The 15,844-nt window shown below is 55.6% G+C and carries 10 protein-coding genes; 6 read left to right on the top strand and 4 right to left on the bottom strand.

The window, feature by feature from the left end; all coding sequences use genetic code 11:
• Window positions 1–15: 15 nt before the first annotated feature.
• From FGA82_RS00055 to FGA82_RS00040, 4 genes are read right to left on the bottom strand one after another with little or no spacing between them, the layout of a single operon-like run.
• Window positions 16–1,230: a hybrid sensor histidine kinase/response regulator gene (locus FGA82_RS00055; RefSeq protein ID WP_141125548.1), complete on the bottom strand. Its 1,215-nt coding sequence runs from the start codon at window positions 1,228–1,230 to the stop codon at window positions 16–18.
• Window positions 1,224–1,817 (bottom strand): chemotaxis protein CheB, encoded by a 594-nt coding sequence (locus FGA82_RS00050; protein ID WP_141125547.1) that lies wholly within the window; start codon window positions 1,815–1,817, stop codon window positions 1,224–1,226. The genes FGA82_RS00055 and FGA82_RS00050 overlap by 7 nt, the downstream gene beginning before the upstream one ends.
• Window positions 1,814–2,647, bottom strand: a complete 834-nt coding sequence (locus FGA82_RS00045) for a CheR family methyltransferase (protein ID WP_141125546.1) — start codon at window positions 2,645–2,647, stop codon at window positions 1,814–1,816. Before FGA82_RS00045 ends, FGA82_RS00050 begins: the two co-directional genes overlap by 4 nt.
• Window positions 2,647–6,138: a response regulator gene (locus FGA82_RS00040; RefSeq protein ID WP_141125545.1), complete on the bottom strand. Its 3,492-nt coding sequence runs from the start codon at window positions 6,136–6,138 to the stop codon at window positions 2,647–2,649. The genes FGA82_RS00045 and FGA82_RS00040 overlap by 1 nt, the downstream gene beginning before the upstream one ends.
• A gap of 263 nt (window positions 6,139–6,401) precedes the next feature.
• Between FGA82_RS00040 and FGA82_RS00035 the strand changes: the two genes are divergently transcribed.
• From FGA82_RS00035 to FGA82_RS00005, 6 genes are all read left to right on the top strand, one after another.
• On the top strand, window positions 6,402–6,761 hold the full coding sequence (locus FGA82_RS00035; RefSeq protein WP_141125544.1) for a response regulator: 360 nt from the start codon (window positions 6,402–6,404) through the stop codon (window positions 6,759–6,761).
• A gap of 173 nt (window positions 6,762–6,934) precedes the next feature.
• Window positions 6,935–10,759: a hypothetical protein gene (locus FGA82_RS00030; RefSeq protein WP_249384196.1), complete on the top strand. Its 3,825-nt coding sequence runs from the start codon at window positions 6,935–6,937 to the stop codon at window positions 10,757–10,759.
• A gap of 127 nt (window positions 10,760–10,886) precedes the next feature.
• Window positions 10,887–12,197 carry a glycosyltransferase gene (locus tag FGA82_RS00025; protein WP_141125749.1) on the top strand — a complete coding sequence of 437 codons (1,311 nt, stop codon included), beginning with the start codon at window positions 10,887–10,889 and terminating at the stop codon, window positions 12,195–12,197.
• A 119-nt stretch (window positions 12,198–12,316) separates the two neighbouring features.
• Window positions 12,317–13,204, top strand: coding sequence for a phospholipase (locus tag FGA82_RS00020; RefSeq protein WP_141125543.1), 888 nt, complete (start codon window positions 12,317–12,319; stop codon window positions 13,202–13,204).
• Window positions 13,205–13,272: 68 nt separating this feature from the next.
• Window positions 13,273–14,178, top strand: a complete 906-nt coding sequence (locus tag FGA82_RS00015) for an AraC family transcriptional regulator (protein ID WP_077573033.1) — start codon at window positions 13,273–13,275, stop codon at window positions 14,176–14,178.
• Window positions 14,179–14,521: 343 nt separating this feature from the next.
• Window positions 14,522–15,832, top strand: a complete 1,311-nt coding sequence (locus tag FGA82_RS00005) for an ABC transporter substrate-binding protein (RefSeq protein WP_141125541.1) — start codon at window positions 14,522–14,524, stop codon at window positions 15,830–15,832.
• Window positions 15,833–15,844: the final 12 nt, after the last annotated feature.

The following is a 15,844-nucleotide window of genomic DNA, read 5'->3' as shown; positions in this document are numbered from 1 at the left end:
GATACGACCGTACGGTCAATCAGAGGTTGCGTCGGATGTGCCGTTTTCCTGAATTGGCAGACAAACGCGAAACTGGGCGCCTTCGTTGATCTCACTCTCGACGACGATGGAACCGCCATGGGCGGCGACGATCTGCTCGGAAATGAACAGACCCAGCCCGAGCCCGGCCACTACCGTCTTGGCGGAAACCCGTTCGAACTGTTGGAAAATACGCTTCTGGTTCTCCTGGCTGATGCCGATGCCACGGTCCTGCACCTCGACCCGCGCCTCATCACCTTCGCGGTAAACCCGCACCTGAATCGGGCTGCGACCGCCATAACGCAAGGCGTTGGTCAGCAAGTTGGTGACCACCTGCTCGATACGGAACTCATCCCAATTGCCTTCCACCGGCGCTGGCGCGGTAAACGACACTTCGGTTTCCGCTGCCTCGATCTGTGCCGCGAAGTTCTGCAGCAGGTTGCTCACCAGTTGCACCAGATCGAAACGGCTCGGTCGTATCGACAACTTGCCGGTGCGAATGCGCGACACATCGAGCATGTCTTCGATCAGGCGAATCAGGCTTTTGATCTGCCGTTCATCGCGGTCGACCATGGCGTGCATCTTGTCGAGGGTGAACGCCGCAGCGTTGTCTCGGGCCAGGTGCATCTTGCGCAACTGGGTCTCGAGGATCAGGCCGTTGAGCGGCGTGCGCACTTCGTGAGCGACGATGGACATGAAGTCGTCGCGCATGCGCACTGCCTGTTCCAGTTCCAGCTGAGTGCTTTGCAGTTGTTGCAACAGCGCTTCCTGCTCGCGTCGAGCCTGTTCCAGCGCTTCAAGCTGTTGTTTCATCGCCTTGCTCTGGCGGTACAGATCGACGAAGACGTTGACCTTGCTCTTCACCGCATGGATATCCAGCGGTTTGTGCAAAAAGTCCACCGCCCCGCTCTCGTAACCCTTGAACGCATAATTAAGTTCACGGCCGGCAGCGCTGACGAAAATGATCGGGATGTTTTTGGTTTTCTCGGTACCGCGCATCAACTCGGCGAGTTCGAAGCCGTTCATGCCCGGCATCTGCACGTCGAGGATGGCCATGGCGAACTCGTGTTGCAGCAGCAACGACAGCGCCTCATCCGCCGACAACGCTTTGTAGACGGTACGGTCTTCACGCTTGATCAGCGCTTCGAGTGCCAGCAGGTTCTCCGGCAGATCGTCGACGATCAGCAGTTTGGCTTGGATATTACTCAGCATGCGATTCGTTCCAGCTCGACAAGCAGACGGCCGATGCCGTGAATGGGTAGGACATGATCCGGCTGCTGAATGTTCAGTGCAGCCCGGGGCATGGTGGCGACTTGCGCCTCTTCGGGATCCTGGACGATGGTCAATCCGCCACAGCGTTTGACCTGCGCCAGCCCACGCGCGCCATCGTGATTGGCGCCGGTCAGCAGAACAGCGGCCAGTGATGAACCGTACGCGTCGGCGGCCGATTCAAACAGGTAGTCGATCGAAGGCCGGGAATAATGCACGCGGTCCTCAAGACTCAGCGAAAGGCTGCGATCCTGCTCCACCGACAGGTGGTAGCCCGGCGTCGCGAAATACACGTTGCCGGCGACAATGTCCTGTTTGTCGCAAGCCTCGTGCACCGGCATATCGACGCGTCTGGCGAACACCTCGGCCAATTGGCTGCGACGCTCTTCAGGCAGATGCAGAACAACAATGATCGGCAACCCATAGCCTCGGCGCAGCGGCCCGAGCAAGCTCAGCAGCGCCTCAACGCCACCGGCGGAAGCACCGACCACAATCGCCTCGACGCGAGGTAAAGCCACAGCCTCGTTCATGTTTTGCGGTAAATCCGTTCTTGTTTCACCAGCGCTTCGAACTGGTTGGCATAACTGGAAAAATCCAGCGTCTCTTTGCTGCCGAGCACCAGAAAACCACGATGGCAAAGCGATTCATGGAACAAGCCAAACGCCCGATCCTGAAGCTTCTTGTTGAAGTAGATCAGCACGTTGCGGCAGGAAATCAATTGGGTTTCAGAGAACACGCTGTCCGTCGCCAGACTGTGGTCGGCGAAGGTCACGTTCTCGCACAGGCTCTTGTCGAAAATCGCGTAACCGTACGCTGCAGTGTAGTAGTCGGCAAACGAGCGCTGACCACCGGCCTGCTGATAGTTGGCTGTGTACGCGCGAACATTCTCCATCGAGAAAATCCCCTGCTTGGCCTTGTCCAGCGAGCGCGGGTTGATGTCAGTGGCATAAATGATCGTGCGATCGAGCAGGCCTTCTTCGCGCAGCAGAATCGCCATCGAATAGACCTCCTCGCCCGTGCTGCACCCAGCGATCCAGATCTTGATCGACGGATAGGTACGCAGCAACGGCACCACTTCCCTGCGAATGGCGAGGAAGTGCGACGGGTCACGAAACATTTCGCTGACCGGTATCGTCAGCAATTGCAGCAACTGCATGAATGCTGTCGGGTCATGCAGGACTTTTTCCTGCAGTGCAGAAATGGTCGCGCATTCGAACTGGCTCAATGCGTGCTGCACCCGGCGCTTGATTGAAGCGCCGGAATAATCGCGAAAATCGTAGCTGTACTTGAGGTAAATCGCCTCGATCAACAAGCGCAGTTCGATTTCACTGTTTCGTTCGGCTGGCGTACTGGGTTCCACTAAATGCGTTCCATCTTCGGTAACCACACGCGAATCAGCGAGAACAGTCGATCAAGGTCGATGGGCTTAGCCAGGTAATCATTGGCGCCCGCCTGCAGGCAGCGCTCCTGATCGTCCTTCATGGCCTTGGCCGTCACCGCAATGATCGGCAGCTTGCGCCAGCGCGGATCCTTGCGGATTTCAATGGTGGCTTCGAAACCATCCATTTCCGGCATCATCACGTCCATCAACACCAGATCGATGTCCTCGACTTCATTGAGTCTTTCAATCGCCTCACGACCGTTACGGCCGATCACCACGACTGCACCTTTGGTCTCCAGCGCACTGGTGAGGGCGAAAATGTTACGCACATCGTCGTCCACCAGCAGCACCTTGCGACCCTCGAAGACCTTGTCGCGACTGCGCGCGGTCTTGAGCATCTTCTGCCGTTCATGGGACAACTGCGATTCGACTTTGTGCAGAAAGAGTGTGACCTCGTCCAGCAAACGCTCCGGCGAACGTGCACCCTTGATGATGATCGAACGCGAATACTTGCGCAGTTCGGCCTCTTCATCACGGGTCAGGTTGCGCCCGGTGTAGACAATCACTGGCGGGAACGAGCAGATGTCTTCGGTGGACATGCGCTTGAGCAGGTCATTGCCGAGCATGTCCGGCAACTTCAAGTCGATGACCATGCAGTCGTAGATCGTTGTGCGCAGCAGCTCCAAAGCGTCCTGCGCAAGACCGACGGCGGTGATTTCGATGTCTTCGTCGCCGATCAGTCGGGCAATGCTTTCGCGCTGCAGATCGTCGTCCTCGACCAATAGCACGCGTTTGACCTTCTGCGTCAGCTTGGCTTCGAGGCGGGCAAACACATCCTTGAGCTCTTCGCGGGTGGTCGGCTTGACCGCGTAACCGATGGCACCCATGTGCATGGCCGCTTCGACACGGTCTTCGACGGAAATCACATGCACCGGAATGTGCCGGGTTTCGGCGTGCTCTTTAAGGCGCTGCAGCACGGTCAGGCCAGAATGATCCGGCAGGCGCATATCCAACAGGATGGCGTCCGGCACAAACTCTTTCGCTAGGTCATAACCTTCGTCTGCGCCATGGGCTACCAGGCACTGATAGCCGAGTTCATGCGCCAGATCGTAAAGGATGTGCGCAAAGTTCGGCTCGTCTTCCACCACCAGAATGCAGCGCGTGGCGAATGGAGCCTTGTCGCGGTCGTCGGCAAAGCGCGGAATGTGCACCGGTGCCAATGGCGAAACCACTGGCGCCAGCGGTGCGCTGACCATTGTGGCTGGCGGCGTAAAGGTCGATGGCGCGAACGGAACTTCGTTGGACTCGTTGTACTGCTGCGGCAACACCAGTGTGAACACACTGCCCTGCCCCGGCGCGCTGCTGACGCTGATCGAACCACCGAGCAAGTTCGCCAGATCCCGGGAAATCGAAAGGCCCAGACCAGTGCCACCGTATTTGCGGTTGGTGGTGCCGTCGGCCTGGCGGAAGGCTTCGAAAATGCTTTCCTGCTGATCGGCGGCAATGCCGATACCCGAATCGCGAACGATGAACGCAATCCGATCATCAGGCTGACCAGCGATGGTCAGACTCACAGTGCCTTTCTCGGTGAACTTCACTGCGTTGGACAGCAGGTTCTTGATTACTTGCTCCAGACGCTGACGGTCGGTGTACAGCATGCCCGGGGCGCCGGGCTGCAGATCGACACTGAGGGTCAGTTGTTTGTCTGCCGCCAAGGGTTCGAACACGCTGCGCAAACCATCGGCCAGACGCGCGACGCTGGTGTTCTCGGGAATCACTTCGAGCTTGCCCGCCTCGACCTTGGAGATGTCCAGAATGTCGTTGATCAGGTTGAGCAGATCGTTGCCGGCGGAGTAGATCGACTCGGCAAACTTGACCTGTTCGGCGCTGAGGTTGTCCTGCGGGTTCTCCGCCAGCAACTTGGCCAGAATCAGCGAACTGTTCAGCGGCGTGCGCAGTTCGTGGGACATGTTGGCGAGGAATTCGGACTTGTACTTGCTCGAGCGCTGCAACTCTTCGGCGCGTTCTTCGAGCTGTACTTGGGCCTGGTTGAGTTCGGTATTCTTCAGGTCCATGGCGTCGCGCTGCTCGGCCAGGGTCTGCGCCTGCTCGGCGAGCTGCTCGTTGGTCTGCTCCAGTTCGACTTGCTGGGTTTCCAGATGCGCCTGGGACTCCTTGAGAATCCGCGATTGTTCTTCCAGCTCTTCGTTGGCGGTTTTCAGCTCTTCCTGCTGCACCTGCAACTCTTCGTTGAGTTGCTGGGTTTCGGCCAGCACTTCCTGCAAACGCTGACGATAGCGCGCGGCTTCGATGGAGGTGCCGATGTTGCCGGCAATCAGCTCCAGCAGTTCGATATCACGATCATTGAGCGGCCGCAGGAAACCCAGTTCGACCACTCCATTGACGCGATCATCATCGCTGGTGGGCACCACCAGCACGCTGTGCGGCAAACCTTCGCCCAGACCTGAGCTGACTTTGAAGTAGTCCGACGGCACCGAATCCAGACGAATCAGCCGCGCCTGTTGCGCCACTTGGCCAACGATGCCTTCGCCGCTGTAGATCGACTGGTCTTGCTCTTCCTGCTCGCGGGAGAAACCGTAAGTGGCGACACGCTTGAGGCCACCGTGCTCTTCGCGCACATACAACGCGGCTACGGCGGTGCCGAGGTATTGCGCGCAGAATTGCAGAATATTGCGTCCCAACAGATTCAGCGTCAGTTGCCCCAGCACCTGCTCGGCCAGTTCGGTCTGACCATTGCGCAACCACGCCTGCTGCTCCAGACGCTCGGCACTGGCTTGCTGTGCGGCAAGGTTGGCGCCGTAGTTAGTGGACAGATTGACCAGATCACGTCGGCCAATATAGGCCAGCAAGCCACTGATACCGGCAATGAACAACAGGTAAAGGCTGATGCTCCAGATCGTGGTGCGGCGCACGTCTTCATTGCGCGTGGTGCGCAAAACCTGTTCGGTCTCGATAACGTCTTCGAATTGCTTGCGGATTTCGTCCGTCAGGCGCTTGCCGCGTCCGGCCTTCACCGCGCCCCGGTAATCGCCGCTGGAACGCTGCAGATCAATCATCGACTGTGCGTAATTGGCCCATTCAATCTGCAAGGCTTGCAGACGGCGCAGACGATCGGTTTGCACCGGGTTGTCGGCGGTCAATTCAAGCAAGGTGTTGAGCGCCACGGCAATGCGTGGCTTGGCCGTTTCATACGGATCGAGGAAGTGCTCGTCACCGCTGAGCAGAAAACCACGCATGCCGGTTTCCAGGTCCACGGTGAGCTTCACCGCTTCATTGGCGTTATTGATCACCCGGTCGGTGTGCTCCACCCACTGGATAACCGACAGCAGATAAGTGATCAGCGACACGAAGAACACCGCACTGAGCACACCGACGCCCAAGGGCAGACTGATGTTGCGACTCAGGAGTTTGCGAAACCGTTGCTCATCAACCGTAGACGGAGAGGACATGGGGCAGCCTTGTCGAACTGTTGAAAAACAGGCAGTTTGCCCCAAAACGGCGGTATGGATCCATTTTTCTCACACCTTTCGCCGCAAATTCCTACACTCACCGGCGTGTTCGCGGCCCTGAACAGTTATCCTTGCGGCCCCATCTGCGGCTATGCTTTTTTTGTCTCGGGCGGGGAACTTGTGGCACTGCGCCACTTACTGATGAAAGAGCCCGGCACTTTTGATCGACCGGCGACCCTGAATTGACTTTTGAGAGCCTTATTATGTCTACCCCCGCCTCCACCATCCTTGTCGTAGAAGATGACGACATCGTGCGCATGCTGATTGTCGATGTGCTGGAGGAGTTGGAGTTCGCGGTGCTTGAAGCGGATGGTGGCGAACAGGCTCTGGAAAAGCTCAACGATTCGAGTCTGCACATTGACCTGATGATGACCGACGTGGGTTTGCCGGGCATGGATGGCCGTGAACTGGCGACCGAAGCACGCAAGCTACGTCCCGCCCTGCCGATTTTGTTTGCCAGCGGTTATGCCGAATCCATTGACGTGCCTAAAGACATGCATGTCATCGGCAAGCCATTTTCGATTGATCAGTTACGCGACAAAGTAAAAAGTATTATCCAATAACACAGCCTTTTATTGCGCCCCTTCAAACAATGACGAAGGGGTATCGCTGCCCGCCTCCATAGCGCAAAATGCCCAACTTTATTAACTACCGAACAATGTACTTACACAGTAGTACTTGATAGACGAAAAATAAAAAATGAGGATATCCGACACATCAGACAAACGGATTTCTCATGAACCTCACAAACATAAACTGGACAACCCATAAAGACTTTTCGAATCCAGCTCGCCACACTCAACTTGACCACGCCGAACGCCTGGAAGTTATATACAAATTAAAACAGCGCAATAACACAACCGGATCATCACAGGCGATATCTCTGGCCGGCGCCTCCATTACACTCGAATCCGGCTCTACACTTGAAGCCGCTTTGCAACCTGGCAGGAAAATGTTGCAAAACCTGTGCGAGCAAGAAGCCTTCAAAAAACTTTCGGCCACTTTGCAACTTCCTGACCATTCGGAGTTTTCAGTAACCGCCGCAGGGGAAATACACGCAAAACACGCTGACAGTACCGTGCAATTTACCAACGCATACAAACTCGCACCCAGCCTCAAAGATGATCTTTTGACGCTGTACGAAATGGCCGAACTGACCGGGGGAAGCATTTCCCTGTCTGAACAAATCGAACTGGAACAATGGCTCAAGTTTCATGACTTCTTCATCCCCCAAACGGCCACTGAATGTTCCAGCCTGACAACATTCCTGATGCAACCGCCCGTAGTGACACCGCCGCTCGGCAACTATTGGGAAATGATCAAGGCTGGAGTCGACAACTCGGTCACGCTTTCTGCAGATCAACGTAACGCGTTCCGTTTATTCATTACCAGTTACATGCAGGGGCAGCCGCTACTGGAGCACCTTTCGCACAGCATCTTTGGCGAACAGTCGACACCCTTCAAACGCGATGAAGCTGAACACACTCTCGAACGACTGGTTTCCAGCCCCATTGCGCTTCGATGGGCCGGCGTCTTTGTCCAGGATTTGGGTTGGTATGGCGCGCGAGACCATCAGCCGCAACCAGATGAATCGCTCAAGCAGGTGATGCTGACGGCTTTGCTGCTCGACCTTCATCCTCGAATCGGTGAACCAGAGCCGCGTAATCAGGTGGCAGGTTTCGATTTATACGCCGTCGAGCATATTGAGAAATCCTTCGCTGACGTTCAGAAGGCATTCGAACAGCACCTCATCCAGCATCACCGGATCAGCAAAAAAAATGCAGCATTGGCCGCTCACTTGTTACTCGCCGAGGCTGCACCGGAATTTCTGGTGAAAGATCTACCAGCGACCCTGGCTTTGGGGACACCGCAATGGGTCGAGTTCTGCCGAACCGTTGCAGTGCAGGAAACCCTCGCGCCGGGATCGACACGTTCGATGACCTATACCCGGTTGCACCAACTGTCGAAGCAACCTGCGGTTTCCGGATTCCACAAGACAATCGATGCACTCGCGGCAGGAGACGCTGTGATTGATTGGGCGTTACTCAACAAGATCATCACACCGGATGATGTAGCGAAATCTATCCCGGACGTCCTTGAAAAAGCGTCCAGTGCTTACGAACGGGTTGCCCGGACACTTGCCGAGACGGCCGACACACTGGTCCGCCCATTGCCTACCCGCAGAAGTATCTCGCTGGACATCCTCAAACAGGTCGCCAAAGGGTGCAACTATCTGGAACATGACGTCATGTTTCAGAAGAACAATGTGGCGTGGGCAGATGCCTTTGGCGACCGGGCTTATCTGTCGCCTGTGGAACTGCATATGTCCAATGACCTGGCAACCCGGGAATGGGACGTGAGGAAAGGAGAAAGCATGTACACCGCGTTTCCTCGCATGCTGCCGAATCTGATTGCGCCTGACGGAGAGTTTCACCGGCAGTTCAATCGCGATTACCTCAAACATATGAAGGCAATGAGTACGCACTTGAAGCAAGCGTTTTGCGCGATGCCTATTGCCGATAGAACGCGTTTGCTCAAAGGCAAGGTGACAATTTTCAGTCTCAGACCCTCCGTCGCGAAACTCCAGACGCCCAACAATCTACCCACTAATCCAATATCGTCGACCCTTTACTCAATCTTCGCTAGCACCTCACGCAAACCGACGGAAAGCCATAAAGAAATAGAGGAGTCAATGGGTCGCTATGGTGTGGTCCTCTGCTGCGAATTCGAAGACCGGATGACCTGTTACGAACTTTTCACTTTGCATGGCACCTGTCGCGAGAATCGTCAGTTGGCAGCGCTGATTGAAAAAGAAAACCTGCTGAGTACCAGCGTGCGCAGCAATGCAACAGGCTACTCGCTGCCGGCAACAGTGCATTCACTGCCGACGAACATCGAGTGTTATACCCATGGAGTTCCGCCTGGCCTCATCGAAGTCAGTTCGGGCGTGATTGATAAAATCGGTCAGTTGCCGGTGTCTGCTCCCCCCGAGGAAATCAAGGGTTATTACCAGAGTTTCTACTCAGCCGAATTCGACCCCTTGGCGAATTTCGTACTCAAGCACCGACCGATCGCTACCTATGACGAGTTGGTCAGAGAATGCTGGGGACAGACTCGCCTGGAGGCTGTGCGCGCAAAACGGGAAGCGGATCTGGATACCTTTCTCAATTTCGTGGTGCCCTTCAAATCCTGTATCGAAGACTTGAGTTCGGACGACGTGGAGCGACAAGTCCAAGGGGCCGGGGCATGTGCGCTCGAAGCGGCGATGACTGTTTTGCTGGTGGTCGGTGCCGTTGCCCAGGTGGTCAGCCTTGTTGCCAAAACCATGACCGTGGCCACCAAAGCCAGCGCGCTGGCAAAAGTGGGTCTGGGGTTGGTCAATAATGTGTTCAACCCGCTGGACGGCGTACCTGATCTGCTGTTCAAGGGCGGAAAACTGTTACGCAAGGGATTCAACAAAGGTTTCACCCAGCTGGAAAATGTGTTGTCCGATGCCCGTAAATGGTCGGCTCCCACCCCGCAACGCCACTGGGTCGCGGTGATTGATCCAGACACCATTCGCCTCGCAGACTGGCGGCCTGCAAACGCGTCTGAGGACCTCTTTCAGGTCTGGTCCGCACGACACAATGATGAATGGTTCGCATTGAACACACGCGGTCAGGCCTGGGGACCGGCGTTGAAAAACATCAAGCCGCGAGAAAAATTCTCATTCTTCAGGTTATTCAAACGAGCGACGCCTTTCAGTTATACAAAAGCGTACTTGAAAAAAGCCACGCCCCTTGCTCAGAGCAAACTGGACAACACACTCCAGTTACTGTCAGAGATCGACAATGACGACGTTCGGTCCATCGTCAAATACGTTTTCGGCACGGATTCGGACGAAGCCATCAATTACGTGAGCAGGAACTTGCGGGCAATGCGCAAGGATCTCGGATCGCTGGGCCCACACCATATGTCTTTCCGCCAACGTGGCACCGATACACTCGCCGCGTTGAAAACCACAACTTATAAACACTGGAAAGCCAGTCTTGATGCGGGCACACAGGTGGATGACAGCGCGACGAAATTCCTGGCGATCTATCCTGACAACCTGGATGAGTGGTACCAGTTAGCCAAGTATGACGATGCCCGAATTGGCGATGTTCTCGTCCACGAAATATCCCATGGCACGCCAGGCACACTTGATTTCTACTACGGAGAAGTCAGAGCCGGCATCACACCCGCAGAATACGATGCGGCAGGCTTGATGGAGTTCGCGCGAAATGCTCGCAAGGCACACCCGAAGAATCTGGCCAACCCTCACCACACTTTTGCGAACCTTGCAGACTTCGAGGAGTTTGAGGCGAACCTCACCAAATGGCCGAAACTGGTGCAAGACCATCCTGCATTGCTCAATGCCGAATCCTATTCAGTGGCGGTCTCGCTGATCGATCAGTACCGGACCCATCCGGCTACCTTTATGTTTAACCTTGCCACTCTGCGGCATGCCATAGACAGTGCAGACGCGGGGGAATTTCTGAAGGGGCCGCTCTTGCTGAATCTGGCAAACCCGCATTTCTAAAGTCGGTTTACGCAGGATGCCGAGCCGCGGTATTGAGGGATATTGTTCACAATCGGGCGCACACCCCACCCCTGTGGTTTAATTGCGCCCTTTTTTTACCCCTCGTCGCCGTGAAGGAATGTTGTCCATGATTCAACCCGCCGCCACCAAAGTCCTGGTCATCGGATACGTCTGGCCAGAGCCGCGTTCCTCAGCGGCGAGCGGGCACGTCATGCAGATCCTCGAAACATTCCTTCAACAAGGCTGGGAAATTACTTTCAGTAGCCCGGCCGGCCCAGGCGAGCACAAGGCGGATCTTGCCGCACTCGGCATTCGCGAAGTCGCTATCGAACTCAACAACAGCAGCTTTGATCACTTCATCAGCGAACTGGCCCCGGACATCGTTTTGTTCGACCAGTTCATGATGGAGGAGCAGTTCGGCTGGCGCGTTGAAAAACACTGCCCTCAGGCCCTGCGCGTACTGGAAACGTCCGACTTGCAAAGTCTGCGGCATGCGCGTCATCAGCGACTCAAGTCTCGCCTCAAGGTCAATCCGGACCAGAATGATTTCAGTGATGTATTTGCCCCCGCCCTGCGCGACGAGTTCGAACTGATGGCCGAAACCGATCTGGCCAAACGCGAAATTGCCGCGCTGTTTCGATGCGATCTGAACCTGATGATCTCCGAAGTGGAAATTCAATTGTTGATCGAACAGTTCGGCCTGCCTCAGCAGTTGCTGCACTGGTGTCCGTTAATGATCGATCCGCCTGCGCCAACACCTGCCACGTTTGCAGACAGGGCGAACTTCTTGAGCATCGGCAACTTCCGTCATGCGCCCAACTGGGATGCCGTGCTCTGGATGAAGAGCACGATCTGGCCGCTGATTCGCCAACAACTGCCCCAGGCACAATTGCATATCTACGGCGCCTACACGCCACCGAAAGCCACCGCACTGCATAACGCCAGTGAAGGCTTCCACATCATGAACTGGGCCGAAGATGCGTTGCAGGTCATGTCTGCCGCTCGGGTCTGTCTGGCGCCTTTGCGCTTTGGTGCCGGGATCAAGGGCAAACTGATTGATGCCATGCTGTGTGGCACGCCCAGCGTCACGACACCGGTGGGTGCCGAGGCAATGCATGGCGATCACGCGTGGCCCGGCGCAGTCACGAGTAGCGCAGTCGAGTTCGCCAACAATGCCGTGGCGCTATATAACGACGAGGCACGTTGGCAGGTTGCTCGCCTGACGGGATACACGCTGTTGAATGAACGCTACTCACAATCAGAACATGGTTTGGCATTGATAGAAAAACTGAATTATTGCCAACAACACCTGCATAGGCTTAGAGCGAAAAACTTCACGGGCAGCATGCTTCGCCATCACGCACATAAAAGCACTCAATATATGTCGCAATGGATTGAAGCAAAAAACAACAACAGCCAACACACACAAAATTCATAAGCAATTACTTCTACACGACTTGCATTAAAAGCAAACTTTTCCAATCAACCGGCAACCGTTATAAACATCCTGCGCGCACAACTCTCTATAAACTTTAAATCCATCGCAGGATGTATAACATGAACGAAATTGAAAACTTCCAGGCCTCCCAATGGATGGCAGATACACCGCAAATCGATAACTTGTCGCTGTTTGAGTTGACCTTGCCAGGCACACATAATGCTGGCTGCGACAACGAAGCGAGTTATGCGCTGATCCCCGGAAAGAACTGGCTGGCCTGTCAGGACGTATCCTTTTACTCACAACTGAACCGCGGAGCCCGGGCCCTTGATGTACGCCTGACTGTCGATAACAAGGCGCGAGGCCTGGCGAAGTTTCGCTGCCACCACAACGGTTACCTGTCTTCTCGAACCCTTGAAGATCTTGTGCGTGATTTGAAAGGCTTCTATGAACGAAACACCAATGAATTCATCATTCTGGACTTTCATGAACTGGGAAATGGCAAAGACCCGTTTGACCACTCGGAATTTCAGACGTTAATGCTGGAACATCTGGGTGACCGAATGATCCCCAATCGGAACTTGCATATGACCCTCGGCCAGCTCAAGGCAACCAGTCCATTGCAAAGAATAATGGTGGCAGCGCCAATGACCTGGGAAACACAGGACTATCGAATCTATGGAAAAATTGAGCATGTATGGATCGATAAACAGCTTGTCAGTGCTCTCGACCTGCAGGGTTATATCAAAGAAGTATTAAAAACCCACAAAAGCACGCTGTACCCATGGTCGCTGTCGGCAACCAGTTTTACCCTTGGCGGCCCTCAGCGAATTCTCGACGAGATCGACTCGTGGTTCGACCCTGACAAATCCGACTGGGCAAAAAAGTGCAACATCATCAATTTCGATTTTATTAAAAACTCGAACATTGTGCGTTTCTGCCAGCGGGTCAATCAGGAAAAAGCCGTTGATAAGTCCCGAAGCATGGTTCACGAACAGGCCGTTTGAGTGAAGCTGGCGCACACCCCGAGAAACGAGGCATGATCGGCAGGCGATAATAAAAAAAGTAGCTCGCCATGACCCGAACCGCCCGCGTGACCGACCCCTCATACGAGTTGATGGATGACCATAACGGGTTGTCCATCATCTACCGCCAGCACGGTTTTCCGTGCCCGCTGGTGCGCTGGCATTTCCACAAGGAATACGAACTGCACCTGATCGTCGCCAGTTCCGGCAAGGTGTTCATTGGCGATTACATCGGCAACTTTTATCCCGAAACCCTATTCCTCACCGGCCCCAACCTGCCGCACAACTGGATCAGCCAGGTCGCCGAGGACGAGGTCGTTGAAAAGCGCGACATGCTGGTCAACTTCACCGACGAGTTGTTCGAGAGTGGCCACCAGGTGTTTGCCGAACTGAAGACCCTGGCGCCCCTGCTGGAGCGTGCACAGTATGGCATCGAGTTTCGCTGCAAGCGCACCATCCGCCAGGCCATGACGCTGATGCAACGGATCGCCGACAGCAAAGGCATCACCCGTCTCGGGCACTTTTTCATTCTGATGGAGCTGCTGGCGGCAAGTGATGATTTCCAGTTGTTGTCTGGCGCCACCACTCCGCAACTGGCCGACGAGCACAACATCGATCGCACCAACCGGGCGGTCGATTACATCTTCAGCCACTACGCCCGCGACATCTCGCTAGAGGAAGTCGCCGAGCATCTGGGCATGACGCCGACCTATTTCAGCCGGGTGTTCAAACAGGCCACCGGGCGCAATTTCATCGAGTTCGTCAATCGCCTGCGTATCAGCAAATCCTGCGAACTGCTGGCCGATGGTGACAAACCGGTGACCGAGGTGTGCTTTGAGTCCGGGTTCAACAATATTTCCAATTTCAATCGGCGCTTTCAGCAGCTCAAGGGCATGACGCCATCGCACTACCGGCGGCTCGCCGTGCAGCGCCTGACCGAGCAAAACCACCACTGACAACGCAATTCCCCTGTAGGAGTGAGCCTGCTCGCGATAGCGGTGTGACAGCTTGCAAAAATGTTGGCTGACATTCCGCTATCGCGAGCAGGCTCACTCCTACAAGGGGCTGTGTCGGCAACAGAAACCTGTACGCATTCGATAGCACCTCGGCGCTGAAAAGCCCTTCTCTGCATTCACCACGTCAAAGCCCAGTGCAAAAAAGTACCGATCAAAGTGCTAGGGATGATTTGTCAGCCCTGCGATTGAAGGCTGTAATCAGTGCACATTCTTCCTGCACAGGAAGACACAAAAACAATAACTGTCCTTCTGTAACCCACCGGGTGCAGAAAAGGAGTGCACGATGCAACCCACTGCAAAAGCTCTGCTTGCCCTCACCTGCATGACCCTCAGCAGCGTCAGCCTTGGCGCCCAGACCCTGACCATCGCCACCGTCAACAACAGCGACATGATCCGCATGCAAAAGCTCTCGAAAACCTTCGAGACCGAGCATCCGGACATCAAGCTCAATTGGGTCGTGCTCGAAGAAAACGTTCTGCGCCAGCGCCTGACCACCGACATCGCCACTCAGAGCGGTCAGTTCGACGTGTTGACCATCGGCATGTACGAAGCCGCACTGTGGGGCGCCAAAGGCTGGCTGGAACCGATGAAGGATCTGCCGGCCGGTTATGCCCTCGACGATGTGTTCCCGTCGGTGCGTGAAGGCCTGTCAGTCAAGGGTTCGCTGTACGCCCTGCCGTTCTATGCGGAAAGCTCGATCACTTATTACCGCACCGACCTGTTCAAGGATGCCGGCCTGACCATGCCGGAACGTCCGACTTGGGAACAGATCGCCGGCTTCGCCGAAAAACTCACCAACAAAGACAAAGAACAGTACGGCATTTGCCTGCGCGGCAAGGCCGGCTGGGGCGAGAACATGGCACTGATCACCACCGTCGCCAATGCCTACGGCGCGCGCTGGTTCGATGAGCAGTGGAAACCGGAATTCAGCGGCCCTGAGTGGAAAAACGCGCTGAATTTCTACGTCGACACCATGAAGAAATCCGGCCCGCCGGGCGCCTCCAGCAACGGTTTCAACGAAAACCTTGCGCTGTTCAACAGCGGTAAATGCGCGATGTGGGTCGATGCCAGCGTCGCCGGCTCGTTCGTCACCGACAAGACCCAGAGCAAGGTTGCCGATCACGTTGGCTTCACCTTCGCCCCGCATCAAGTGACTGACAAAGGTTCGGCCTGGCTGTACTCGTGGGCGCTGGCGATTCCGACCAGCTCCAAAGCTAAAGACGCCGCCAAAGAATTCAGCGCCTGGGCGACCTCCAAAGAGTATGGCGAGCTGGTGGCCAAAACTGATGGCATTGCCAACGTACCGCCAGGCACTCGCGCCTCGACCTACAGCGACGCCTACATGAGCGCAGCGCCGTTCGCCAAGGTCACGCTGGAATCGCTGAAAGCGGCTGACCCGAGCAAACCGACGCTGAAACCGGTGCCGTACATTGGCATTCAACTGGTGACCATCCCTGAGTTCCAGGCCGTGGGCACCCAGGTTGGCAAGCTGTTCTCGGCGGCGCTGATCGGCCAGACCACGGTGGATCAAGCCCTGGCCGCTGCGCAGCAAACCACTGAACGCGAGATGAAGCGCGCCGGTTATCCCAAGTAACTTGCAAAGCTC

The sequence above is a fragment of the Pseudomonas fluorescens genome (assembly GCF_005938625.1).
GTDB lineage: Bacteria > Pseudomonadota > Gammaproteobacteria > Pseudomonadales > Pseudomonadaceae > Aquipseudomonas > Aquipseudomonas fluorescens_BD.
The sequence above is the reverse complement of the archived record's forward strand: the minus strand, read 5'-3'. Positions and strand labels throughout refer to the sequence as shown.